Origin of the sequence: Vibrio sp. MOR3 (assembly GCF_001557775.1) — a bacterium.
Lineage (GTDB): Bacteria > Pseudomonadota > Gammaproteobacteria > Enterobacterales > Vibrionaceae > Vibrio > Vibrio jasicida.
Genome location: NZ_LNRD01000008.1, coordinates 103533 through 127003 on the forward strand (window position 1 = coordinate 103533; position 23471 = coordinate 127003).

General features: G+C 43.0%; 25 protein-coding genes, 1 pseudogene and 1 riboswitch. Of the genes and pseudogenes, 14 read left to right on the forward strand and 12 right to left on the reverse strand.

Annotated elements, in window-relative coordinates; all coding sequences use genetic code 11:
* Positions 1-135 precede the first annotated feature (135 nt).
* The gene (locus ATB76_RS16210; protein WP_038872324.1) at positions 136-438 is read right to left on the reverse strand and encodes a DUF1330 domain-containing protein; all 303 of its coding nucleotides are present in this window, start codon (positions 436-438) and stop codon (positions 136-138) included.
* Positions 439-791: 353 nt separating this feature from the next.
* Here ATB76_RS16210 and ATB76_RS16215 point away from each other — a divergent pair, with 353 nt between their 5' ends.
* From ATB76_RS16215 to ATB76_RS16230, 4 genes are all read left to right on the forward strand, one after another.
* The gene (locus ATB76_RS16215) at positions 792-1196 is read left to right on the forward strand and encodes a hypothetical protein (RefSeq protein WP_038872327.1); all 405 of its coding nucleotides are present in this window, start codon (positions 792-794) and stop codon (positions 1194-1196) included.
* A complete protein-coding gene (locus ATB76_RS16220) occupies positions 1196-1693 on the forward strand; it encodes a GNAT family N-acetyltransferase (protein WP_061035712.1) in 498 nt (165 codons plus the stop codon). Before ATB76_RS16215 ends, ATB76_RS16220 begins: the two co-directional genes overlap by 1 nt.
* A 188-nt stretch (positions 1694-1881) precedes the next feature.
* Entirely contained in the window at positions 1882-2559 is a 678-nt protein-coding gene (locus ATB76_RS16225) for a hypothetical protein (RefSeq protein WP_038872333.1), read from the forward strand.
* Between the two features lie 133 nt (positions 2560-2692).
* Positions 2693-3046: an SMR family transporter gene (locus ATB76_RS16230; RefSeq protein WP_038872335.1), complete on the forward strand. Its 354-nt coding sequence runs from the start codon at positions 2693-2695 to the stop codon at positions 3044-3046.
* 93 nt (positions 3047-3139) lie between these two features.
* On the opposite strand, the gene ATB76_RS16235 is transcribed toward ATB76_RS16230, so the two are convergent.
* Together ATB76_RS16235 and ATB76_RS16240 are read right to left on the reverse strand one after the other, a co-directional pair.
* Entirely contained in the window at positions 3140-4567 is a 1428-nt protein-coding gene (locus tag ATB76_RS16235) for an APC family permease (protein ID WP_061035713.1), read from the reverse strand.
* Between the two features lie 522 nt (positions 4568-5089).
* The gene (locus ATB76_RS16240) at positions 5090-5719 is read right to left on the reverse strand and encodes a LysE family translocator (RefSeq protein ID WP_061035714.1); all 630 of its coding nucleotides are present in this window, start codon (positions 5717-5719) and stop codon (positions 5090-5092) included.
* Between the two features lie 257 nt (positions 5720-5976).
* On the opposite strand from ATB76_RS16240, the gene ATB76_RS16245 reads away from it, so the two are divergent.
* The 4 genes and pseudogenes from ATB76_RS16245 (at position 5977) to thpR (ending at position 8859) form a co-directional block, all read left to right on the forward strand.
* Positions 5977-6918, forward strand: coding sequence for a LysR family transcriptional regulator (locus ATB76_RS16245; RefSeq protein ID WP_038878658.1), 942 nt, complete (start codon positions 5977-5979; stop codon positions 6916-6918).
* A 248-nt stretch (positions 6919-7166) separates the two neighbouring features.
* Positions 7167-8114: an LpxL/LpxP family Kdo(2)-lipid IV(A) lauroyl/palmitoleoyl acyltransferase gene (locus ATB76_RS16250; protein WP_038878656.1), complete on the forward strand. Its 948-nt coding sequence runs from the start codon at positions 7167-7169 to the stop codon at positions 8112-8114.
* Positions 8115-8195: 81 nt separating this feature from the next.
* Positions 8196-8327: pseudogene (locus ATB76_RS28680) on the forward strand (glutathione transferase); the annotation flags it as partial.
* A gap of 10 nt (positions 8328-8337) precedes the next feature.
* Positions 8338-8859, forward strand: coding sequence for an RNA 2',3'-cyclic phosphodiesterase (gene thpR / locus ATB76_RS16255; RefSeq protein ID WP_061035715.1), 522 nt, complete (start codon positions 8338-8340; stop codon positions 8857-8859).
* Positions 8860-8928: 69 nt separating this feature from the next.
* On the opposite strand, the gene ATB76_RS16260 is transcribed toward thpR, so the two are convergent.
* Positions 8929-9363: a MarR family transcriptional regulator gene (locus ATB76_RS16260; RefSeq protein WP_061035716.1), complete on the reverse strand. Its 435-nt coding sequence runs from the start codon at positions 9361-9363 to the stop codon at positions 8929-8931.
* Positions 9364-9459: 96 nt separating this feature from the next.
* Between ATB76_RS16260 and ATB76_RS16265 the strand changes: the two genes are divergently transcribed.
* Complete coding sequence (locus ATB76_RS16265; RefSeq protein ID WP_061035717.1) at positions 9460-9954, forward strand: DUF2798 domain-containing protein; 495 nt, start codon at positions 9460-9462, stop codon at positions 9952-9954.
* A gap of 20 nt (positions 9955-9974) precedes the next feature.
* Entirely contained in the window at positions 9975-10274 is a 300-nt protein-coding gene (locus ATB76_RS16270; RefSeq protein WP_020197642.1) for a DUF3861 domain-containing protein, read from the forward strand.
* A gap of 92 nt (positions 10275-10366) precedes the next feature.
* On the opposite strand, the gene ATB76_RS16275 is transcribed toward ATB76_RS16270, so the two are convergent.
* Positions 10367-11845 carry a carboxypeptidase M32 gene (locus ATB76_RS16275; RefSeq protein WP_061035718.1) on the reverse strand — a complete coding sequence of 493 codons (1479 nt, stop codon included), beginning with the start codon at positions 11843-11845 and terminating at the stop codon, positions 10367-10369.
* Between the two features lie 365 nt (positions 11846-12210).
* On the opposite strand from ATB76_RS16275, the gene ATB76_RS16280 reads away from it, so the two are divergent.
* Both ATB76_RS16280 and ATB76_RS16285 read left to right on the forward strand, forming a co-directional pair.
* On the forward strand, positions 12211-12846 hold the full coding sequence (locus ATB76_RS16280) for a LysE family translocator (protein WP_038878644.1): 636 nt from the start codon (positions 12211-12213) through the stop codon (positions 12844-12846).
* A complete protein-coding gene (locus ATB76_RS16285; RefSeq protein WP_038872368.1) occupies positions 12846-13412 on the forward strand; it encodes a hypothetical protein in 567 nt (188 codons plus the stop codon). Before ATB76_RS16280 ends, ATB76_RS16285 begins: the two co-directional genes overlap by 1 nt.
* Positions 13413-13480: 68 nt before the next feature.
* Here the strand turns inward: ATB76_RS16285 and ATB76_RS16290 are convergent, their stop codons facing one another.
* The 6 genes from ATB76_RS16290 to ATB76_RS16315 all read right to left on the reverse strand — a co-directional run bounded on the left by ATB76_RS16290 (position 13481) and on the right by ATB76_RS16315 (position 21090).
* Positions 13481-14950, reverse strand: coding sequence for an aerolysin family beta-barrel pore-forming toxin (locus tag ATB76_RS16290; protein WP_061035719.1), 1470 nt, complete (start codon positions 14948-14950; stop codon positions 13481-13483).
* A 284-nt stretch (positions 14951-15234) separates the two neighbouring features.
* Positions 15235-15903, reverse strand: coding sequence for a ParA family protein (locus ATB76_RS16295; protein ID WP_039976641.1), 669 nt, complete (start codon positions 15901-15903; stop codon positions 15235-15237).
* A gap of 177 nt (positions 15904-16080) precedes the next feature.
* Positions 16081-17553 (reverse strand): aerolysin family beta-barrel pore-forming toxin, encoded by a 1473-nt coding sequence (locus ATB76_RS16300; RefSeq protein WP_061035720.1) that lies wholly within the window; start codon positions 17551-17553, stop codon positions 16081-16083.
* A gap of 498 nt (positions 17554-18051) precedes the next feature.
* Positions 18052-18513 (reverse strand): hypothetical protein, encoded by a 462-nt coding sequence (locus ATB76_RS16305; RefSeq protein ID WP_061035721.1) that lies wholly within the window; start codon positions 18511-18513, stop codon positions 18052-18054.
* Complete coding sequence (locus ATB76_RS16310; protein ID WP_061035722.1) at positions 18510-19259, reverse strand: winged helix-turn-helix domain-containing protein; 750 nt, start codon at positions 19257-19259, stop codon at positions 18510-18512. The genes ATB76_RS16305 and ATB76_RS16310 overlap by 4 nt, the downstream gene beginning before the upstream one ends.
* A gap of 454 nt (positions 19260-19713) precedes the next feature.
* Positions 19714-21090 (reverse strand): sodium:alanine symporter family protein, encoded by a 1377-nt coding sequence (locus ATB76_RS16315; RefSeq protein WP_042605611.1) that lies wholly within the window; start codon positions 21088-21090, stop codon positions 19714-19716.
* A gap of 117 nt (positions 21091-21207) precedes the next feature.
* Positions 21208-21309: riboswitch (glycine riboswitch) on the reverse strand.
* 530 nt (positions 21310-21839) lie between these two features.
* Between ATB76_RS16315 and ATB76_RS28230 the strand changes: the two genes are divergently transcribed.
* Positions 21840-21998: a hypothetical protein gene (locus ATB76_RS28230; RefSeq protein ID WP_010447828.1), complete on the forward strand. Its 159-nt coding sequence runs from the start codon at positions 21840-21842 to the stop codon at positions 21996-21998.
* A gap of 32 nt (positions 21999-22030) precedes the next feature.
* Positions 22031-22765 carry a hypothetical protein gene (locus ATB76_RS16320; RefSeq protein ID WP_038878632.1) on the forward strand — a complete coding sequence of 245 codons (735 nt, stop codon included), beginning with the start codon at positions 22031-22033 and terminating at the stop codon, positions 22763-22765.
* A gap of 77 nt (positions 22766-22842) precedes the next feature.
* Here ATB76_RS16320 and ATB76_RS16325 read toward each other — a convergent pair whose 3' ends face one another.
* Positions 22843-23226 (reverse strand): hypothetical protein, encoded by a 384-nt coding sequence (locus ATB76_RS16325; protein ID WP_038872381.1) that lies wholly within the window; start codon positions 23224-23226, stop codon positions 22843-22845.
* Between the last annotated feature and the right edge of the window lie 245 nt (positions 23227-23471).

The following is a 23471-nucleotide window of genomic DNA, read 5'->3' on the forward strand; positions in this document are numbered from 1 at the left end:
AAGCTTCACTTTTTAGACGTCTATACATCTAAAGCTAACGCAATTGCTTACGGATGTCGATACGAAATGTGACTTTGCACAAGATTTCTTTTGCCCAATAAAACAAAATGCCCAGTGGTTAACTGGGCGTAATAGCTAAGCAAGTTGGTCATTACCTTCAATTAGATAATGATTACTGACCGAGCCTTCGGTACGAGCTTTAAGATGCGGAATATAATCTGGGTCATTCATAAAATTGAGCGCAGCCTGCCGAGATGGCCATTCGATAATGATTCGAAGGGCTGGTGAGTCTCCCGTTCCTTCCAACCGTTCATGAACATTAGTACGTGCAATGTAGTTGCCACCGTGTTTCTCAACTAAATCGTTTGAAACGTTTACATAAGCGGGTACCCAGTCTTGGCTGGTAGGGGTTACATCTAGTACAGAATAATAGGTCACGGTTTGCTCCTTATTTGTGCTCTGACCAATGAATTTTAGTGTAATGAGATAAAGCGATTGTGATAAGCAAGAAGGATTGCAAAACACTTTTTAGATTCTATTGATAATGGGAATCGGATGACGATAACGCTTAACGAAAGCGTATTGAATATCCGATTAAGTGAACGACCAATTGTGATTGCGGCAAGATTTCTGATTACATCTTACTGCAACGTGTCGGCTAGCATTTGTAGGTTATTATGATATCAAGTTAGTATGATTCTTGAGCTGTGATACTAATAAATACCTTAATCAGCTAACCGACGCGTGCTTTAAGTGCGTTGTTTGGGTCATCATCGTCAGTGGAGGACATCATGTTCGGTATGTTTAAAAAGAAAGAGACGATTCAGAGTATTGCGCATCAGGTACCAACTCTCTTGCTGAAAGAGTTTGGCGATAAGGAAGCTTACTCGCCAGAAGAAATTGACCAAGCGTTAAATCAACTCGGTCATGAGAAGCATGCGGATGCTACGAGGTATCAATACGCTTATGGCATGTTTGCGAACTTAGTCAGTTATGAACGACTGGGTTTAACGGAAGAGCTTGGTAATTATGGTCATTTTCAGCGAGAAGTCGGCAAGATGCTGCTCAACACACCCGAGCCTATCGATATGCACATATACTTTGAACTTGCTCAGCAACCTGAGTTTAATACAAACCAAGTTGATGTCGGCAATGAAGCAAAGGTTGTCGAGAGCAGTGTGGGTGGCAGCCACTAGTGTCAGGGCCGAATTTTAACATCCATTTTCTTGCTGATTTCCCTGATGAAACTAGCATTATTGCTCAGTGGTATTTTGATGAGTGGGCGTACACAGTTCCGGGTGTTACGCCTTCACAAGTTCAAGAAAAGGTTTTACTCAAAGCCAACAGTCGACGTGAATTTCCTTTGGCCTTTGTTCTTCATGATGAGCACAACAAGCTTGCTGCTGTGGCGGAGTTAAAAATTCGTGAAAATGTTCATTTTCCAGTGTATGAACATTGGTTAGGTGGCGTGTATGTGGAGTTCTCATCAAGAGGAAAAGGTTATGCAGCAGCGCTTGTCACTCACGCTCAAAACCATGTCCTTCAACTTGGTATCGCAAAGCTTTTCTTACAATGTGAAGCACATAACCAAGCCTTATATGTTAGGCATGGTTTTCGTCCTTTACACAAAGCGAATCATAACGGAGTCGAGACGACAATAATGGTTTGGGAATCTGCTGGGACCCTCCGCTAAGTGTCATCCGTCCACGCACCTCAATCACTCTATTTCTTCATCGTTAAGATTGAAATTAATAAGCGCTAGTGTGCATATGTTGACATCGGTCAAAATTATGCCACTTTTTACGATCTGCATATGCAATGTGTCTAATACTCATTTCTAGTTGATTAACCAATTTTTGGAACTAGGATCATGGAGGATGCATGAATAAGTGTCTAGCAGCGGGGTTGGTCGTGAGCTTGTTTGGGTGCAGTTTGTCTGAAGAGGTACATATCGAAGGTCGAACCTTGTATTTTAACGGTGAAATCACTGCAGAAAAAGTCGCTCAAGTGATTGATCTTGCCAATGTTCAGCCAAATGGTGTTGTTGCATTAATGATTGACAGTGACTCCGGTGAGTATCGTCCGGCCATGGAGCTTGGACGTTGGTTGTATAACAATCAGATACACCTTATCGTCAATGGTGTTTGTGCGTCGGCTTGTGCAAACTACGTTTTGACCGCTGCACCAAGTACACTTGTCATGAAGGGTTCCGAGATTTTGTGGTTTGGCGGAGCGATGAGCAATGAATGGTTGCAAGACGGGTTTGATAAGCAAGAACTTGAGCAGTGGCACGAATCGCTCAGTCTATGGCGTCAACAAGAAGACGCATTTTTTGCTTTGGTCGATGTTAACCCTAAAATCACAATGTATGGCCATATAAACAAGCGTGAAAAGTTGCAAAAAGCCGGCTGTGATACTGACGATGCTGCGTGGACGTACCATATCGATGATATGCAAAAGTTGGGGCTGAACAACATTGTTTACGCGGACCCAGAATCTTTACTTGTTGCTCGTAGTGGCTCTAGCTGTGTCATCAATTTAGAAGATAATGACTTTTAGGTTTGATTATTACGTCCACGTAAATGTGATTTGTATCACTTTTTATAGCTAATCAAAGGATTTTGATTATAATGCGCCGCTCAGAGACTCGATATGTCATCGAGTTCAGGTTTTATTGAGCGTTGATTGCCTTATGTTCAAAATGCTTGTTTCTATGCCTCCACTGGTTGCTTTGTCTATCGCTATCGTATGTGAGGTGATTGCTACTTCTTCAATCCCTAAAACTGAACAGTTCACCAAAATGATGCCGAGCACCATTGTCATTATTGGTTACGGGATTGCTTTCTTCCTACTGTCTGTAACAGTGAAAAGCATGCCTGTTGGTATCGTATATGCGATTTGGAGTGGAGCAGGTATTGTTTTGGTTGCTGCTGTAGGTTATTTCCTTTACGGGCAAAAACTCGACCTAGCGGCGATCGTTGGGATCAGCTTTATTCTCACCGGTGTGATGATTGTTAACTTACTTTCTAAAACTGCCGGGCATTAAAACGGCAGAATGAAACAGCAAAAAGCCGCAACACGTTATGTGCTGCGGCTTTTTTGTTACTTGCTTCTGATTGATTGAGGCGGTTAATTCACATTAATTTGCCATTGCCTCAATGAGCTCTACTTGTCGACGGCGTTTACGATTTCGGTACATCACAGCAGCCAAGGCAGGTAAGCTGAATGCGATAAAGCCTAGGATAAGCGCGTAGGCTCCAGTCTTCTCACTGATGCCAGCAGGCACGTCGAAAGAAACAAAAATAGTTACCATGCAACTAATCAAACCTAAAGTGGCGACTAACATCATCCCTAATTTCCCACCAGGCACTCGGAATGGACGTTCAATGTCGGCGTGCTTACGACGAGAAACCAAAAAGCTGACGAAAATACAGATGTACATCACCATGTAAAGTTGTGTCATCAGAATATTCAGCAACCACATGCCTTGATTGACGTTTGGCACCAAGATGAACACCAGTGAAAGAACACTGACAATCGCACCTTGCAGCAGTAGCAGAGGAACGGGCGCTTGGTTTTTGTTTTCCTTAGATAACGCCATCGGCATGAAGTGATCTTTTGCCGCCACATGCAAACTTTTTGTCGGCGCGATGATCCAGTTGTTCAAGCTTGCTAGGCTACCGAAGACAATGGCGAGTGCGATAACTGGCAGCATGAAGGACAGGTTCAAGTCATCAAAGAAAGCCTTAAATGCCAGAATGACACCTTCACTCAAGCTTGAATGATCACTCGATACAACGGAAGAGATAGACAGTGAGCATGCTGTTAAGGACACCAAGATGAGAGCAGTAGAGAAAATCAATGCTTTTGGATAGGTCTTTTGCGGATTGTCGACTTCACTGGCGTATGATGTGGTGATCTCCAAGCCGGTTAATGACAATACCACGGCAGTAAAGCCAGCCCCAATGCCATCTTGTGAAAAATCGGGTAACCAATCTGATGCGTGACGCAGTGAAATATGCGACTCACTAGGGTTTGTGTAGGCCCAATAGCCCCCAAGACCGATGATCAGAAGAATAGGGAAGATAAGTCCTAAAGTACCGAAAACATTGGTGATGATTGATGATAAACGTAACCCAAAGATGTTCACCAAGGTTAGTGCCCAGAAAATAACGTTAATCATCACCAGCATAAAAATGTTGTTTTGTGCTAGTTCAGGGAAGAATGGATATGCCCCTGTGGCGACAATGAACGAAATCAGTGGCGGGTAATAAACAATATTTTCTGCATATTGATACCACACGGTAGCAAACCCGAAGTTTGGCCCAATGGTCTCCTTACCCCATAAATATACGCCACCTTGCTGCGGATAAGTGGTGCTCAATTCTGCGCATACTAAAGCAGTCGGGACGAAAAAGCACAATCCAGCCAACAAGAAGAAAGAAATTGCGTGACTACCAAATAAGGCGGCACCCGGAATGTTCCTTATGCTGTCGACGGACGTAACCGTAATCATGATGACAGAAAAGACACTGAGTTTGACGGCGGATTTGGCGATATTGCTCATTCGATACCTTTAGTGATTGAGCCACGCGTTTGGGTCGTAGAACCCGCGTGCTACAAGTAAGACGAGCGTATTGTAGGTCTGTGAGAATCAGCGGGTATATAGCCAAAAATGGTATGTATTTACTCAAAAATGAACCGAAATCTCAGTGGTTTATTCGTAATCAATATAATCGATTGCGTTGTTTAAAAAACGCAAAATTGAATCAAAAAATGCATATAAGTAAAGGTGTTTATAGCGATTTAATTATTACCAGAAACCTAGAAATTTGATGAAAATACACCATTGTTTGACTCTGCCCTTAGGGGAAGGTTTAGATTGAGTGCGACTCGAATGAAACAGAAGTAGGAGAATATGATGGGATGTTGCAATCAAGCACCGAAAGGTGGCACGGGAAAACTGTCCTATTTATTAGGGTTAATGGCTTTGTTGTTTGTGGTTATCTTGCTGTTAGCGGCGTTCTTCGGTTAGAAGCGAGCAAACACAAACACGCCCTAAAGCGAGTGTTGCGTTTGATTAGATTACCTAGAAGCGGGTATTGGCCAAACCAATTCCGAAGAAAATAAACAAACCGCCGCTGACATAATTAAGCCATTTACTGGTTTTAGGAGAGGTCAGTGTCGCCTTTACTTTTGTCGCGAAGAAAATCACAAACAAGAACCAGCTTGCCACAATGCTTGCCTGTAACGCACCTAGCATCATGCTCTGCTCTAGAATATGTTCTGGTTTGACAAATTGCGGAAAGATAGACAAGTAAAAAAGGACGATTTTCGGGTTGAGTAAATTTGTCAGAAGGCCTTTAACGAATGCTTGCTTCAAGGTGTGCTTTTCAATCTTACGGTCGAATTTCAATTTTTTGTCTGCGAGCTTAAAGCCATTTTTGAGGTTATTGATACCAAGCCAAATCAAATACGCTACGCCCATCCATTTTAGAATGTTGAATGCAAGTGCAGACTGAGAGAGCAGCAAGCTCAATCCTTTTGCGGAAACAAACGCATGGATTAAAAAACCAAGCGCAACACCGAGGATATTGGCGATCGCGAAACGGCGGCTTTGCGTGAGTGCAGTAAATAAAATCAGCAAAGCATTGGGACCGGGAATGACAGCAAGGAAGAAAACAATACCGCCAAAAGCGAGCAAGGTGTCGAGATTCATTATTATTCCAATTAAAGCAAAAGATTGGCATCACCTAAGATAGGCGAGACTGTACACTTGCGTGCAGGGAAAAACAAATGGCGCTTATTACGAAAGCCAGTGTTTTTCACAGATTTGAAGAACGATCGTGATTGTGTGCTGGCTGGCGTAAATTTATATGGTTGTATTTTTCCTCTTTCCTTCCTGTTCGGATGCAGCATAATAACCTAGCTCAAACCGCATAGTTTTTCGAAGATTATCAAATAGGATTAGATAATATGTTGCTTGAAGATCTTCAAGTCGTGCTCAAAGTTGCAGAGTTTCGTAGCATCACAGGAGCCGCGACGGCGTTAGACATGAGAACGGCAACTGCCAGCGCGGCGGTGAAGAGAGTTGAAGCCTCCTTAGGGGCAGAATTATTTGTTCGAACTACACGTCATTTGCGGTTATCCAGTGCGGGTGAGCGTTACCTTCCTCAGTGTGAAAAAGCGCTAGAAATGTTAGAACACGCGAAACAGAATATGCGTGAAGATCTGGATATTATCGATGGAGAAGTTCGAATCGCGCTCTCTTCCGATTTAGGGCGAAATTTAGTCACACCTTGGCTCGATGAATTTATGGATAGCTATCCAAAGGTCACGTTGAGAAGCAACATCAGCGACAGTAACGTGGACTTTTACCGAGACTCGGTAGACATGGCGCTGCGCTATGGAGCACCAACAGACTCCAACATGTACGGCTTTAAAATTTGCAATGTGCCTAGGCTATTGTGCGCAACCCCTGAATACCTTGTAGAGCACGGCGCACCAAAGACTCCGCGAGACTTAATCGAACACAATGGTTTGCTGTACCAACTGCACGATACATTGCAGGACGTGTGGGGATTTAATGATGGTTATAACGAGCACAAAATTAAACTCAAAGGTAATCGCGCTTCCAATGATGGCGATCTCGTTAGGCGTTGGTGTGTTTCTGGAAAGGGCTTAGCGATAAAGTCTTGTTTGGATATGTCGCAAGATTTGCTTACCGGAAATGTCGTCAATGTCATGAGTGCATATAAACCCACTCCGACAGAACTGTGGTTGATTTGCCCGAGCCGTCAATCAATTACGCCAACAGTGAGATTGCTACGCGATCTGTTCAGAGAAAAAACTAAAGTCATCCTTACAGATTTGGTTGAGAAGGGGATATTGGATGCTTCGGTATTAAAAGTCAGTTAGCCATATGCCGCACGTTGTAAGCATTATGTGTGGTGTTTTTGTTGCGATTCGAGCGAAATCACCTCTTTTTTGTCTAACTTGCTACGGACAACCGCAAGATCAGAAAGTTCTTATTGTGTCCTGTGTCGAACAACCATAAAATCCGCGCGCTTTAGTTTCTATAATAAGCACACTCAATGATAAAAGTTACTTTCATTTATCGTTGTTTTTAAGGATTTTATAGGCGAGTTTCGTCTGATGACACATTCATGAATAAGCAAAATACACCAAAATTCAAGGCAGAATTTCTGGCTCCTCGCTATTGGGGTACATTGATCATCATAGGGATCATGTATCTTCTTAGCCTTCTTCCCTTTCGTGTACAGCTATCGCTAGGAAGCGGAATTGGTCGTATTGCTATGCGACTGATGAAAAAGCGTCAAGTCACGATCAAACGTAATTTAGAGCTGTGTTTTCCCGACATGAGTGCTCAAGAGCGTGAAGCAATTTTAAAAGACAATATCGACAACGCGGGTATTGCGCTATTTGAAACCGCAATGGCTTGGTTTTGGTCTGATAATCGTGTCAACAAACACGTGACGATCAAGGGGATGGAACACATCGAAGCTCTAGAAAAACAGGGCAAAGGTGCTTTAATGCTTGCCGTTCATTCTATGAACCTAGAGTTAGGTGCAAGAGCGTTTGGTATTAAAAAATCAGGTATGGGCGTTTACCGTCCAAATAACAATCCCTGTTTTGACTATTTTCAATATCAAGGCCGTTCGCGTTCCAACCGAACGTTGATTGATCGTAAAAATGTGAAAGCTATGCTGAATGCGCTGAATACTGGCGAACGTGTTTGGTATGCGCCGGATCATGACTACGGGACGCGTCGTTCAACGTTTGCGCCTTTGTTTGCGGTTAAGCGTGCTTGCACCACAACGGGTACAAGTTTGTTGGTTGACGCAACAGACTGTGCCATTGTGCCATTTACTATGGTGCGAGGTGACAACGGGCACTACACGTTAACCATTAGTGCTCCGGTTGAAGGATTCCCGAAAAACGATCCAGACCAAGCTGCCGCCTTTGTAAACAAGATTGTAGAGAAATCTATTTTAGCGAGTCCAAGCCAATATATGTGGTTGCACAGACGCTTTAAAACCAGACCGAGCGGCGAGTGCTGTTTGTATAAGCCTCAGTTAGCTCCTGCAATGTAGTTCAATAGCCCAGACGTTCGCTCTGGGCCTTCTTTTATCTGTCGATTCATTTCTGCTTGGTTGTTTGCAACAATAATGACACACAAGAGTGAAGGGGATTCGCTTTATCTCTTAGCTCCAGATGGACATAAATTAGAAATCCACAGTGGTGATTTGCACTCGCGATTAGAGAGCATAAAGTATCAGTCTTATGAAGATTTAGAGTGGTTGTAGGAGCGTTTAGATGAGATTATTTTTCGCACTGACGTTTGATCAACGCAGTAAGTCACTGCTCAAGCAAATCCAAGATAGGCTTCAACAACAAGGTATAGCAGGGCGCTATACTTGCGAAGATAATTTTCATATCACGTTGGCCTTTATCGGTGAATCGACAGAAGAAGAAACGCAGCGTCTTATTGATATTCTTCATCAACTTAGCTGCCGTTGTGAGCAGATTACGGTCGATCACCTAGGTTCATTTCGCCAAAGTGGCAGGCAACTGGCGTGGTTGGGGATTAAAGATAATTTAGCGATTACAACACTGCAAAACGAACTCATAGAGGCATTAGAACTGTATGGCTTTGTGACGGAGTCACGTGACTATGTTCCTCACATCACACTTGCTCGCCATGTCGATAAGCAAGCACCACTTGATGCTGTCGAGATATCACCTTTACTACTTCCCATTTATTCTATCGCTCTAATGGAAAGCAAAACGGTTAATGGAAAACTCGTTTATCACGCGCTAGAAGAGGTGGTTTGCTAGTGCTTTCTATACCTCAGTTCAGCCAATAATCCATAATAGCTGAACTGATTTCTAAATGATTACCATTTTTTAGCTTGGCTTTTTCGACAGGTTTTCAGCCAGTTTCCCAGCGACAAGTTGGAACGCTTCTAGCTCTTCCTCAGACACATTTAACGTCATCTTTTGAAAGATCTCAGCATCGACGGCTTTGATCTTCGATAACACTTCATTGCCTTTCTCGGTGGTCAACAAACACTGGCTACGTTTATCTTCTGGATTCGGTCTCTTCTCAATAAAGCCTTTTTCAATCAATGTCTTAATTAAGCGGGTGACTTGTGCTTTATCTCGATTTAAGAAGTTCACCACATCCATTGCAGTACATGGTGACTGTTTGCTAATGATTTTTATCACCCGCACATGCATAGGCGCGATAGGGAGTTCTAGTTGCTCAATTTGCTCGTGCAGTTGACGCTTTAAGACGTGCACAAGATGGAACAGATTATCCAGCGATTTTGGATTCGACATGTAACACTCCAAACAAAAGTGGTTGACATTGTCAACTAAATAACTATGGTTGACATTATCAACTTAATTGAGAGTAACTTCAAGAGCGAGAATTGAATGACAGAATCCTTGACCATGTCGAATGAACTGACACAACCGGCGAAGACGCCACTGATTCATAAAATTGCTGTTGTATTAGGGATGATGACACTAATGGGAGGGACACTGACAGGCGTAATGACTTACATGAACGTAGGCTATTCCGATTCTTTCTTCAGCGATTGGCTGCACTCATTCTTAATGGCGATTGTCGTCCTTGTGCCAACGGGTATGGTGATGATGACGCTAATGACCAAACTGGTTGGCAAGTTATTTAGCCGAGCCAGTGAAAAGCAGAAAAACCTTGTCGTTGGTGTCTTTATGGCGCTGATTATGGAATCCGTTATGGCGTTTATCACCGCTGCTAACAACATAGGGTTTGAGGACGTATTCGTATTTGGATCTGCTTGGTTAAAAGGACTTTTCGCTGCGTTACCTGTAGCAATGGTGTTGATGACCATTACATCCATGACCATCAAACCAAAGATTGAACGCTTTCTAAAAAGCGAGTGAATATTGATTGGAGAAATGAGATGAGAAAAGATAACCACTACCGCATTACTATTGAAGAAGTAAACGTAGAAGAAGGCCGTGAAGCAAAAAGCTTGAGCTTTGAAGTCCAAGATCGCGAAGACATGTTGAATATCGTAGATAAGATCGGTCAGGGCAGCGGATTAGAACCTGCAGATGCGACACGTGTTGGTGTTGCACTTCGTCTGCTTGGTCCTGTGATGATGAAAGATCGCAAGCATCCGTTATTCGCTGATTTCATGCCACACTTCAGAAACTTCATGCAAAATATGAAGAGTACGGTGAAACGTAATCTAGCTTAATGATAAGCTTCTGAGCGCTTTGAGTAGACTCTAGCGCAAACAAAAAGGCTGGTATTAAACCAGCCTTTTTTCGTGTGATGACTTGGTAAAAGTTATTTACCCAAGTATCGGTTTTCTAGATGTGCTTTGAAGTGCTTCGCGTTTAACACTTCACCTGTTGCTTGCGTCACCAAATCATCGGTCGAGAACAGGCTACCTTTGCTCCAGATGTTGTCTGATAACCAAGTAAAGATTGGCGACAGATCGCCAGAGCGAATCGCGCCATCCACGTCCACGGTTTGCTGCATCGCTGCCATAAACTGCGCCGCGTACATCGCGCCAAGCGTGTATGATGGGAAGTAACCAAAGGCGCCATCTGTCCAGTGGATGTCTTGCATACAACCATTCTTGAAGTTACCTTCAGTCGATAAACCCAAGTACTCTTTCATCTTCTCGTTCCACAGTTCTGGAACGTCTGTATGCTTGATCACGCCGTTCATTAGATCGCGTTCAATCTCGTAACGTAAGATAACGTGAGCAGGGTATGTCAGTTCATCAGCATCGACACGGATGAAACCTTTTTCTACATGCGTGTAGATTTTTGACAAGTTATCTTGTGCAAACTCAGGGCCTTCAAAGTGATTAGAGGCCAGACGTGCTAAGTGTTCTACGAACGCTTGACTGCGACCCACTTGCATCTCGAAGAACAGCGATTGAGATTCATGAATACCCATTGAACGAGCTTCACCAGCCGTGGTGCCTGCTAGCGATTTAGGTAAACCTTGTTCGTAACGCGCGTGACCTGTTTCATGCACAATACCCATCAAAGATTGCACGAACTCTGTTTCATCGTAGCGGGTGGTAATGCGAACATCTGTTGGCACACCGCCGCAGAACGGGTGAACACTCTCATCAAGGCGGCCATGTTCGAAGTCGAATTGAAGCAGCTTCATGACTTCCAGACCCAAGGCTTTTTGTTTCTCTGTTGGGTAGTGACCGTTTGGAAGCAGAATGTTGCTCGCTTTTTGCTTTTCGATGGCTTCATCAATCATTGATGGCAACCATGTTTTTACGTCTGCAAATAGCACGTCTAAAGATGCTGATGTTGTGCCTGGCTCGTACAATTCCAACATCGCATCGTAAGGTGATGTACCAGTAGCTTCGGCGCGAATTTGTGCTTCTTCTTGCGACAGCTTAACCACTTCAGCCCAGTTCTTTTCGAAGCCAGCCCAGTCGTCATTGCCACGTTGGGTACGCCAAGCGTGCTCACATTTTGAGCCAGCTAGCGATTGTGCTTGAACCAAAGATTCAGGTAGCAGGTTCGCTTGCTGCCAATCGCGTTTCATTTCGCGAAGTACCGACTGGTCTTGTGCTGATAATGACTCTTCTTCTGCTTGAGCAAACAGATCACCTAGATGAGGTTGAGTCAAAAGAGAGTGAATATGAACCTCTAGTTCAGCCATCGCATTAGAGCGAGCTTCCGCACCGCCTGATGGCATTACGGCTGCCTGATCCCATCCTACGATTGCAGATAAATGGCCAAAGTTAGAGACTTTTTTTGAATGTTCGACGAGTTTTTGAAATGCGCTCATGTGACTACTCTTTGTTATGTTCTTTCCTTAAACGCCCCAAATGGGGTCCTTGAACGTGATGTTCGTATCTCTCGACACCGATGCAGAGCAAAATGCAGCATCAAAGTAATGTCGATAGAGAAGTGTGTCTAATTTACTATTTATTAACAAATAATGCAGGTCTATTGTGCACAAATTCAGGTACTTGTATAGATAACCGAGAGAAGGTTAACGATGTGAATTGTTGGCAATGATACGCAATGCATTTTAATGGACCTTGATATCGACACTCTGTGACTTTCAACGACTTAGATCACAAAAGTTGCTTGCGCATTAAACAGTTTGACGGTATTGATGTGTGATACTTAATCACTTATTAAAAAAATATGGATATTTTGAATTTTGAGGCATTCCTGATTGCCATCACGATTTTGACGCTGACACCCGGATTGGATACTGCTTTGGTGATCCGCAATACCACTCGAGCAGGGCTTAAAGACGGTTGCACGACAAGTTTGGGGATTTGTTTTGGTTTGTTTGTGCATGCATTTTTCTCTGCAGTCGGTATTTCTGCCGTTTTGGCGCAGTCGGCAGAGCTGTTTCAGATGGTTAAAATGGTGGGCGCTGCTTATCTAATATGGCTGGGGTTGAGCAGTTTACGCGCATTGATGAAATCGAATGAGGGAATCTCGGTTTCTGAGCAAGCACACCAAGATTACAGTGGTAAACGTTCTTTTCGTGAAGGTTTTCTTTCTAACGTGTTAAACCCGAAAACCGCCGTATTCTATCTTGCGTTTCTTCCTCAATTTGTAAATCCAGAAGGATCGCCATTACTACAATCTATGATCATGGCTTCTATTCACTTTATGATCGCGATGGTTTGGCAATGTGGTTTGGCAGGTGCACTCAATTCTGCGAAAAGTTTATTAAAAAATGCCAGCTTTATGAAATGGATGGAAGGAGCAACGGGTGCTGTATTAGTTGCCCTTGGGATTAAGCTACTTGTAGAAAAACCAGCATAATGCGCGTATTGATTCGACTGATTATTAGTTTTGTTGTTTTCCTATTTGCTGTCGGAGCGTTCGTGGCGTGGAAAACTATTCCCCAATTGCACTTTGTTGAGAAAGGAATGGAGTGGGATTGGCATTGGGAGTATTTCTTACCATTTTCCAATGGAATTCAAACCACACGCACACAAGACACAAAGCAGTTATTGCTTAGGCGAGTTTACTTGCAAGACGCGACCGCTGTTTTTGTAGGGACGACGTTAGACAACAAATTTGAAATCGATGTTGTGAATGAAGACGCTTGCGACCCTGAATCCAGCAAATGGGCGTCTGTTTCGGTTAATGGTCAACCGATGTCTCATGTGCCTATGCTGTGTGAAGCGTCGGGTGAAGGTTATATTTATCGATTTGTCGGTCCGAAGTTGAAATCTCTAGAATTTGGGATTGATGACCATTTCATTCGAGAAGACTTCCGCCTATGGCCGATTTCAGAGATAAAAGCCGACCAGTTCAAGCAACAGCATTCTACTTTTTTCAATAAACAGGGCGATAGTCAGGAACATCAATGGCTTCGTGATTAATTCATTTAGAGTTGACGTTTGATACTAAAAGAGACAAGTCATCCGCTTGTCTCTTTTTTAGTTGTAGGTCAGTTTATGGGTTGAACCAACAAGCGAGCGGCGCGGAAGCCAAGTCGGTCTAAGACGCTTGAATCAAAATCTGTTACAACACTGATATCACCAATTTGAAGGTGTTGAACGTGTGCGTTTTTATCCCAATTTAAAGGCGTATCTACGGCCAACCCACGACCTACATCTATCATTCCTATCTGCTGTGATTCGGCGTCAAAGAGCCCGGAAACATGAGAATAGTATGGCTGAAGTGTTGCGCCAGCCGCATGCTGCATCAGGGGTAAGCCGTGATTGTGAATCGCCCAACTCCAGTCCCACCATTTCGTTTCTCCCGGAATGTAGCGATGATCCCATTGATAGCGGATGTTTTCTTTGAGCTCACTGGCGCGACCAAGCGTGAAAGTATGCGAGATTGTCGGTCTATCTTTTGGATGAGCATGCCAAGCATTACCACTGTAACGTAAGAACCCATCGAAATTAACTCGATAGCTGATGTCAGCTCGAAAACGAAACGGATAAGAGATTCTAGAATGTGAGAGCTCAATACGAATCGGGAGAATTGAGCGTGCAGGCACAGTGAGGTTTGCCTCTCTGGTAGCAGGGAGAGTACTGGTGCCAGAGGTTAAGTCGGAGAATACCTGATTCCCTTTGACAATAAACCAAGGTGATGTGGTTCCAATGGTAGGCCATTGAAATGGGGAGCTGATATGAACAGATTGTGCAAAAGCGGAGTTATCGGTTTTAGACCAAGTTGCGGTTTGCTCTACATCAAACTGAATGTGGATTTGTTTGGCTTGGTCGAGAGTGTTGATCGCATAGGCTGTAATTGTGTGTGTTGAATCTTCCGTAGATTCAGTGATGTTGCCATGTGAAAAGTAATGAGGGTTGAGCTGGTAAGCAAAGTCGCTGGCGGTGATTTTAGTTTTTTCTGAGCATCGTTCACCGTTGCATGAGCCCGTGTTGTTTCCTTGTATTTCCCAGCCATCATGTACTTGATTGACAACCATGTCTTCGCCAACAAAATTGCCCCCGTTACCACTTAACCATGCGTAGCCAAGCGTATGCGCCAAATAACTCACTGGTCGAATAAAAAGCTCTTGATTGGAGACGAGTTCATACTCAATTTCAGCCTTACTCCCTTCCGCAATAGATATACCAAGGTGCTTGGGCAGTTCTGTATTTGGGTGAATAGGGTAACACCAAGTTTTATGGCTCGATTGTTCTGGTTTGATCTGGCCATGGTAGCCTGAGCCCATGATCGCCCAGCCGCTTTCGAGGCCCACAATGTCCCAGGTTTGCATGCGCGATAGAATGGCTGTTTTATGCTCTTGTGCTTCTTGGTAGGTAAGCTGACGATAGTCGGATCTACATTGATGATTTTCCAATTCGTCGATAACAAGCTGATCTGAATAGATTTTGGCTTGAGCAAAAGTGGATAAGAAGGAAAGCGCAAGCGTAATCGATAGTGGCGTACTGACGTGCAGCATAAATACAGTGTCCTTTATTTTAATGATTGAGTTCTAGTTAGCTTTTAGGCTCGTATTGCCCAAAAGCGGGCGTACTCTTTCATATAAAACAAGTCAAAAAACACTGAAAATAGTTGAAAAATAATTCTGTTATTTATCAATCTCTTGAGGTGATGAAAGTATTATTCTTATGAGGTTTTGAGTGCTTTAAAAGAAAAGCTTAAAGGTGTGAGGTTAAGTTAGTGTTGAACAATCCGTTATGATTACTCAACGTTAGTTTCATTTGCGCTTGGAGGTTCGAATCACTAGTTCAACCACTTAATGACGTTGTCCCACAGTTTTGGGTCAACGCATTTGGCATCCACGAGTTGTTTGTCCATAAAAGGTTGCTGATAGACGTGGGATTCACTCATGATACCGAGCGTTTTAAACTGACGGAAAAAGCGTAATAGCCGCATCACACGATCGAGCCGCTCATCTTGATGGACACAACGATTGATGACAAAGCCAATCTTAATCTGACGAGACTTAAAGATGTGTTTCTCGATAAGTGTATTGATGAACGGCAATGACGCATGCAAATCGATAGGCGATGGTTGCATGGGAATCACGATGTAGTCCACGTAACGCAAATAGCGCACTAAGTCGCTTTCTGAAAAGTTTGCAGGGGAATCTATCACAACGTAATCAGTGTTGGTGCTGACTTTCAACGTCACTGCGATGTTAGACAGGCTGCGCAGAGAAGGGTTATAGCTTTGATTTGGTAGTGCCTCAATGCTATTCGCCCAACTGTTAGTCGATTGTTGTTTGTCAAAATCGACCAGCTCTACCGTATGTCCGTTATGGATGAGTTTGCTTGCCAAGCTGGCAGAAAAGGTTGATTTACCAACACCACCCTTTAAATTTAAGACAATGATTTTTTTAGCTTTTGAATAAGCAATACTGGTTTGGCGTGGTTTTACTTGCGACAGCAAACGGTTATCCCCAATTTGAAAAACTTAGGCATTATGTCTGAATGGTTAGTTAAATTGGTTGGCATTCTATAAATCGATACTCTGCCGATGCTTATTCTCGTGCTCGTTTGATTAAAAAAGCCCGCGATGGGGAGTCGCGGGCAAAGTGTTAGCGATCTTTATTGTTGTTTTTGTGTGTTATTCTGCCGCGTGGATCGTCATCTCGGCGCTGCTGAACCCAAGAGCACTTAGCTCATCAGAATCAAAGTTGCTCGTGACTTCAATATCTCCAACACGTTGGGTGTTATTTTGAGATACATCATTTGCTGAACGCGCTTGAAGGCCAAGCGGTGTTGCTTTACCGATTTCGATTGTTCCTGCGTATTGTGACTCTGCGTAAAAATCACCAGACACGTAAGAATAGAACGGACGTAAACTTGCTCCAGTTGCATACTGCATGCTACTCAGTCCGGCTTCACGAATGGCCCAACTCCAATCCCACCATTTCACTTCACCTGGGATGTAACGATGATCCCATTGGTAGCGGATATCCGAAGATTTGTCGCTGCCGCCTCCCATCGTAAAGGTATGGCTACGATAAGGGCGGTTGTCTGGATGAGAGTGCCATGCGTTACCACTCCAGCGTAAAAAGCCGTTAAAGTTTACGTCGTAGCTGATGTCTGCATTGAATCGGTAAGGGTAGGAGATAGTGGAACGATAAAGCTCGACACGCACTGGTAATTCGGAATTCGCGGGTACCATTGGGCGAGCTTGTAATGTGACTTGCTCGCTGGTGGATGCGCCATTGGAATTTGAGAAGCTTTGATTCGCTTCAAAAGTAATACTCAGTTTGGTATTGCCAACTAGTGGCCACTTAAACTCATTTTCTGTTTTAACCTGTTGAGCGAACCCATAGCTATTGGTTTTTGACCAGTTAGTTGATTCATCTAATTTAAGGTCGACAACGATCTGCTGTGGCGTGTTGCTGTAGTTTCGAGCTGTTGCAGAAATCGTTTTCACCAATTCTCGTTCGGATTCAATGACCTCTCCATGCCAAAAGTCTTTGTCATTCAGTGTGTAAGTAAAGTTATTGACCGTGATTTTGGACTTCTCTCCACAGCGGTAGCCACTACAAGACCCATTGTTATTACCTTGGATGACCCAGCTATCACCAACGCGGTCGACTTTCATGTCTTCACCCACGAACTGACTGTTATTGCCACCAACCCATGCATAGCCGAGGTAATGAGCGAGGTAACTTAAGGGACGAACGAAGTTGCTACGGTCGGTCACTAAATCGTATTGAACGTCGATTTCACCGCCTTCAGGTACGGCGCGTGCCGCGTATTTGGGGATTTCAGATTGCGCTTCATCTGGGTAACAGAAGGTTTTGCCATTCGGTAAATCTTGTTTGATTCTTCCGCTGTAACCCGGGCCCATGATCACCCAATCCCCTTTAAGTCCGGTAATTTGCCATTGACCCATACGTGATAGCAAGGCACTTTTTTGCTCTTCTGCTTCATATCGGTCGAGTGGACGATAACCGCTGCGACATACGTCCTCACCCAGCTGGTCTAGTACGATTTGGTCGGGGTAGATCTTTGCATATGCACCACTTGCGAAGGTAGAAAGGATAGCGGCGGACAATAAGCTAATGTTGATGTTTCGCATGAACGTTCCCTTATGACTGTATTTTTATTTGTGTTATGAGCCGCGATTTAGCGGACAGGCTTACTGTTCCATGCTGATAAGATTGATAGTACTGAAAATAGTTGAAATATTATTACCCATACAATCAGTTAGTTATGTTGTTTCATTTGTCATTTCTCAGTCGATGACATCGATTGCGTTTATATTTTTATGAAATGGAAAATGGATTGCGCCAACCATTTTGAAATTAGAATAATTACTCATGATTAAGTGAAATAAACGAAAGGACAACTAAATTTTGATTTATACGTTTTTAACGTAATTGAGTTTATGATTTATATCAGATAAGACTAATTAAAGCGTTGGGGTTAAATAATGAAATCAGTAGAAAGTTCAATTAGAGTATTAGTAAATGGTAATTTCAGAAAAACTGTATTAGGAAAAATGAATTTAAAAGGCCAATAGTTGAGTGCTTTGTATCGAAATATTATCAATGAAGCGTACTTATTAAATTATCTATTACCGCTTAGCGAGAAGCTTTGTTCGTCCAGTCTGTTTATCTCTAATAAGAGAGAACACCTCATTTTGTAATAGAACTTCTATATCAAAATAGATAGGATCATCGTTTAATACTAGATAGGGTGAAAGAAATAAATCGTTCAAAGCAGGGCGGATTTCTTGTACGGAGAGTAGATTCATTTTACCAGAGATAGAAAGACTCGAATCGGAATAGGGTCTTGATTTGCCTTTAAAGCTAAGAATGATTGGGTTCGACATCGATTCATCTTGCAGCGATACAATATGAGTGATGACACGATGGTTTAACCGCGTTAAGCCATCAATCCGCACGGTATGCTCATGAGGGAGAATATCAACCACGCTATGGTGATAGCGTCTATCTTCCATATCGTGATAGCAAGGTAGACTCCAAGCGCCAAGAAAGACCAAACATGAAAGGGCAATAGCGATAAACGGTTTCATCGGTTTTCCTCTGCAATGAATTGAGCGACTGTCTCTGAAGCTTGCTCAAACTGCGTTTGGGTATAGAACACATTGATCGATTTTCGTGTTTGTTTGTTTAACCAAGACATCTCAGAGAACTGGTCATTTTCTTCAATGTAAACGACACAAACGCACTGATGTTTCGTCAGCAATTTTCCAAGGCGAACCGATAACTGCGTATTAGGATCGGTGTAGACCTCGAGCATCCCGACAGAATGCTCCTTCAGCGCGTTGTTACGCTGTGGATGATTGTACTTACTGTGAAACTTACTCGCCCCAACCAAGCTCGCAGCAAACAAAATGCCAAGAGACAAGATGTAACACGCTAGGCTTTTGTAGTTCGATTCATGTTTGATAGTGGGAGTGAACGTTGGCGTGTCTTCCCGTATAGCTTCAGTTGTTTTAACGGAGGGAGTGACTGCGATTAAGCATTCGTTGAGCAGTACACCTTTGACTAATCGATACCCAATTTTCGGGACAGTAACAATTGGTGATTCTCTCACTCCCACTTTAACAAAGCCTTGTCTGAGAACACTGATACTTTTTGCTAATGACGTTTCTCCGATATATTCGTTTCCCCACGCATATTGTACGATATCCTGTTTCTTAACGACTTCGGGAGATTGGTCGAGCAATAACGTGAGAATCTGTGACTCGCGATACCCAATTTTTATCGTAATATCACCATTAGAAAGCGTGTTTTTTATAGGGTTATATAAAATCATACGGTTATTTTTTTATTATAATGTTCAAGAGGTGAGAAGAATCTTCACATCTCATAGTATATGAATAAAGGTTACCAATTGGTGACTAAAATTTACTATCGCAATAACTGTCTATTGATAGAAGAAAACATAATCATAGTAAAACATCAACTCTATGCCATATTAATATTCTATTTAGTGATGTAGCTTCAGTGATGATGGATATAATTACACACAAATAATATGGTTTAAAGTTTGCTAAATAATGAGTCTTGATGGTTTTTAATAAAATATTGTCGTATATATCATTATATATTTAATTATTTGATAACTTGAAAGCGATTATTAGCCAATTGGAGAGTAAAATAGATGATGGTAAATAAATCCTAAAGAGGATCGTCGGAGAGGTTAAATATAAAACTTGAGGATAAAAAAGCCCGCTGTGAACAGCGGGCTTAAAGTTTCTAACTCGTTTTTAGGCTTTTACAGCATCAAAATCATCTGTTTGAGAAGATGGCTTGAAGAACAGCTTCGTCTCTTCCAACACCACGTGGCGTAGAGCAATCAAACCAATCAGGTTAGGAATTGCCATCAGGCCGTTTACGATATCAGCCAGTAGCCAAATCATATCAAGGTGAAGGAACGCACCAGATGCCACCAAACCAACGAAAATCAGTTTGTATGGAAGCACAGCTTTGGTACCGAATAGGAACACAACGCAACGCTCACCGTAGTAGTTCCAACCAAGAATGGTGGTAAATGCGAAGAACATAAGACCGATAGACACCAGCATTGGGCCTAATGTTTCGGCGTTCAAACCAACGGCAAATGCGTGTGTTGTCATCGCTGCACCTGCAAGGTCACTTTGCCATGCACCCGTAAGGATCAAAGCAAGACCTGTCATGGTACAAATGATGATGGTATCGAAGAAGGTACCCGTCATTGAAATCAGACCTTGTTTAACACAAGAATCCGTTTTCGCTGCTGCGGCTGCCATTGGCGCACTACCCAAACCTGATTCGTTTGAGAATACACCACGTGCGATACCAGATTGGATTGCCAGCATAATGCTTGCACCTAAGAAACCACCCGTTGCTGCGGTTGAAGTGAATGCAGACACCAAAACTAACTCAACTGCGTTTAGCAATTGGTCCGCGTTCATGATGATCACACTCAAACACGCTAGCACATAAAATAGCGCCATTGCAGGAACCACTTTACCTGCTACGCTCGCAATCGACTTGATACCACCTAATGTAACGAAAGCCACCAGTAGTGTCAGGATGAAAGCTGACAGCCCGCGGTCTACACCGAGAGAAATCTCACTTGCATCAAGAATGGCATTCACTTGTGGGAAGGTACCGATACCAAAACAGGCAACGCCCAATGCAAATACCGCGAACATGATAGCTAGCGCTTTCGAGCCAACACCATATTGCAGGTAGTACATAGGACCACCAATCATTTGGCCTTTGTCGTCAACTCGACGGTATTTCACGGCAAGAAGACACTCAGCGTATTTGGTAGCCATTCCGAATAAAGCGGCAAGCCACATCCAGAATAGGGCACCAGGACCGCCGAGTTTGATTGCGGTTGCAACACCAACGATGTTACCTGTACCGATTGTTGCAGATAGCGCAGTACATAACGCTGCAAAGCTAGAAACGTCACCCTGTTTATCAGATGACTTATCTTTACTAAATACCATCGCTAACGCAGTTGGTAGGTGCTTAAATTGGATCAAACCTAAGCTAAAAGTGAAGTAAACACCGGTACCCACGAGCAATAGTAGCAGTGGTGGACCCCAGACAAAGTTATCAATGGTTTGAAGTAAAGATTGTAGGTCGTTCATGATTTCCCCTTAATAAAACAACTAATAAGGAGAAGAGGGAAAGGACGAGATCAAGGATCTCTAATAGAGCCAAGCTATTTAAAGTAGGCGGGAACGCCAAATAGTCAGGTTGTTACTTTCCACTCCTCTGTCCTTTTGCCTGAGAGTTTCACCCTACACAAATGTGTAAGACTTGCTCCTTCGGCGACCGATTTAACGGTTCTCTCCAGAGGTTCCTCCAACTACAGTCCCCGCTACCTAAGTAGCACCTGAAATAGTTAATTCTTCGGCGAGTTACGCTAACTAAATGTTAATATTTAGTTAATAACCACTCTCCTGCAGTCTTCATCGGAACATTTACTCAATAAAATGAGTAAAGGTTAGTTAATGATGCTGGTCATCATTAACGTGTGAACTCTATCATGTTTTTTTACCATTTCAACACCCAATTGCAGATTTATTTTCAACACATTATGCGGGTTGGAATGGCATCAAAGTCATAGTCGGACGATTCTTGAACGAAATGGTTTCCTAGCGAGGGCATTTAAGTGGTCAATGGCCGGTTAAGCCCCTATCAGTTTGTTCAATGTGGTATTGGTGAGGTGATGATAAGTTGTTCAAGATAGGAGATTAATTTGATCAAAACGGGAGCAATCACTTTAAAATCTACGCTATGTTGACCGTATGCCTCGTAGAAATAGGTTACAATGAATTTTTGCGAGACTGTCTATGGAATCAGATGGGTTCTCATTATTGGACAAGGAGGCAGTATGACCAGATTATTAGCCATTGCGGTATTGGTCGCGTTAGCATTCGTGTTATTTCGTTACCGTACCAATGAAAAAGTCCAAAAAGCGACCGTTATTACATTGATCGGTGCATTCTTAATTTATACCGCATCAATCATGATAGCGGAACTCACTCGCTAGCGAATCAAGTAGAGTCCTCGGAGTAAGATACAGTGACTTCTCAAAACAACATTGAAGATCAAGACGAAGTAGTCGTCATTGAGGAGCGCGATAAGCGTACTCATTTTTACATCGGTATTGCCGCTGTGCTAGGCCTCGCTTTTGGTGGTTTAGCCGGTTCTGTTCTAACGGCAAATAAATGGGAATCGACTTATCAAGTATTAGAAGCGAAATACCAAGCACTTGTGAATGACAAGTCTGACTTGGTGTCTCAAGTAAAAACACGTGAAGCAGGTTTAGATAAAGAAATCGACGCTAAAGTCGCTACTCTTCTAGCTGAGAAAGAAGAAACACACAAGGCTGAACTAAATGCGCTGCAAGAACAACTGACAGAAGTTGAAAAAGTGAACCTGTCTCTTGAAGCACAAGTAAAGCAGCAGATGGATAAGCTAAGCTCGACCAAAACGGAGAATGATAAGCTGAACCGTCAGGCTGACATGCAAGCTACGATGTTCGAGCGTTCGCGCGAAGTATTCAAAAAAGAAATGCAGATTTCACAAGATCTGGATGCCCTTGAGAAAGAGCGTAAATCGTTACTCCCTAAGATTGAAACGCTCAAGAAAGAGTGTGATGTTTTCTTAGAAGGTAAGTCGTGGGATGTGAAATCTGATGCTTGTGATAAGCACGACGAAGCAAATTCTCGCTTAAGCCAAATTGACCAGCTGATCGAGGTCCATAAAATGGATCTGAAGCAAATTAAAGAGATTACCGAAGATATGGGATTGTAAGACCGTATCGAGAATCTTGAAATTAAAAAAGGAGCTCAATGAGCTCCTTTTTTAATGCGCAGCTACCAAGGTAGCGATCAGATGCGAGACGCGTCGTAACCCGACGCCAGTAATAATTCACGCTCGTGCTTAATGAGCTTCGCACGATCTTCAATCAATTCATTCAGTGCTTGAGAAGGTTCGCCCGCGAGCGCTTTAAATGAATCAAAGGATTCAGCGGTCTCCACCTTATCAATCATCGCGCTGATCACGTTGCGTGCTTCACAAGGGTTACTCTCCGTTGTGAAGTATTCAACTTGTTTTGCCGCGGTTTTCATCTCTGTGAGCAGTTCAAGTGGGCTGCTTTCTTTTGCTACGGCCATGTAGTTATCAAGCACACGCTTCGCATACAACAATTCTTTCAGTGGAATATCTCGACCACTTACAATTAGCGACTCATTAAGGATCATACTTGAGCTCATTGGCATTCCTTTTTTATCAATAATTCAAACTTCTTAGGCATTGGCTTGAGTCTAATTTATTGAAGTCTGAATGGGAATGCCTAAAAAGCACATTATTAAACGTTTTTCTGATTATTTACGCCTTGCTAGTGAGTAAGTACGCAAATCGCGTATTGGGTAGAATCTTCAGAAGATACGTCAGTCAGGTACTCTGAGTGTTCGATTGCTTTCTGAGTGCATCAAATGTGGGTGTTATCTGTTCTCAA

What these genes read in the sequence shown, in the direction of transcription:
- ATB76_RS16215 (WP_038872327.1), top strand. Translation starts at nt 792, where the DNA reads ATGTTCGGTATGTTTAAAAAGAAAGAGACGATTCAGAGTATTGCGCAT.
- ATB76_RS16225 (WP_038872333.1), top strand. Translation starts at nt 1,882, where the DNA reads ATGAATAAGTGTCTAGCAGCGGGGTTGGTCGTGAGCTTGTTTGGGTGC.
- ATB76_RS16230 (WP_038872335.1), top strand. Translation starts at nt 2,693, where the DNA reads ATGTTCAAAATGCTTGTTTCTATGCCTCCACTGGTTGCTTTGTCTATC.
- ATB76_RS16235 (WP_061035713.1), bottom strand. Translation starts at nt 4,567, where the DNA reads ATGAGCAATATCGCCAAATCCGCCGTCAAACTCAGTGTCTTTTCTGTC.
- ATB76_RS16240 (WP_061035714.1), bottom strand. Translation starts at nt 5,719, where the DNA reads ATGAATCTCGACACCTTGCTCGCTTTTGGCGGTATTGTTTTCTTCCTT.
- ATB76_RS16245 (WP_038878658.1), top strand. Translation starts at nt 5,977, where the DNA reads ATGTTGCTTGAAGATCTTCAAGTCGTGCTCAAAGTTGCAGAGTTTCGT.
- ATB76_RS16250 (WP_038878656.1), top strand. Translation starts at nt 7,167, where the DNA reads ATGAATAAGCAAAATACACCAAAATTCAAGGCAGAATTTCTGGCTCCT.
- thpR (WP_061035715.1), top strand. Translation starts at nt 8,338, where the DNA reads ATGAGATTATTTTTCGCACTGACGTTTGATCAACGCAGTAAGTCACTG.
- ATB76_RS16260 (WP_061035716.1), bottom strand. Translation starts at nt 9,363, where the DNA reads ATGTCGAATCCAAAATCGCTGGATAATCTGTTCCATCTTGTGCACGTC.
- ATB76_RS16265 (WP_061035717.1), top strand. Translation starts at nt 9,460, where the DNA reads ATGACAGAATCCTTGACCATGTCGAATGAACTGACACAACCGGCGAAG.
- ATB76_RS16270 (WP_020197642.1), top strand. Translation starts at nt 9,975, where the DNA reads ATGAGAAAAGATAACCACTACCGCATTACTATTGAAGAAGTAAACGTA.
- ATB76_RS16275 (WP_061035718.1), bottom strand. Translation starts at nt 11,845, where the DNA reads ATGAGCGCATTTCAAAAACTCGTCGAACATTCAAAAAAAGTCTCTAAC.
- ATB76_RS16280 (WP_038878644.1), top strand. Translation starts at nt 12,211, where the DNA reads ATGGATATTTTGAATTTTGAGGCATTCCTGATTGCCATCACGATTTTG.
- ATB76_RS16285 (WP_038872368.1), top strand. Translation starts at nt 12,846, where the DNA reads ATGCGCGTATTGATTCGACTGATTATTAGTTTTGTTGTTTTCCTATTT.
- ATB76_RS16290 (WP_061035719.1), bottom strand. Translation starts at nt 14,950, where the DNA reads ATGCTGCACGTCAGTACGCCACTATCGATTACGCTTGCGCTTTCCTTC.
- ATB76_RS16300 (WP_061035720.1), bottom strand. Translation starts at nt 17,553, where the DNA reads ATGCGAAACATCAACATTAGCTTATTGTCCGCCGCTATCCTTTCTACC.
- ATB76_RS16305 (WP_061035721.1), bottom strand. Translation starts at nt 18,513, where the DNA reads ATGAAACCGTTTATCGCTATTGCCCTTTCATGTTTGGTCTTTCTTGGC.
- ATB76_RS16310 (WP_061035722.1), bottom strand. Translation starts at nt 19,259, where the DNA reads ATGATTTTATATAACCCTATAAAAAACACGCTTTCTAATGGTGATATT.
- ATB76_RS16315 (WP_042605611.1), bottom strand. Translation starts at nt 21,090, where the DNA reads ATGAACGACCTACAATCTTTACTTCAAACCATTGATAACTTTGTCTGG.
- ATB76_RS28230 (WP_010447828.1), top strand. Translation starts at nt 21,840, where the DNA reads ATGACCAGATTATTAGCCATTGCGGTATTGGTCGCGTTAGCATTCGTG.
- ATB76_RS16325 (WP_038872381.1), bottom strand. Translation starts at nt 23,226, where the DNA reads ATGAGCTCAAGTATGATCCTTAATGAGTCGCTAATTGTAAGTGGTCGA.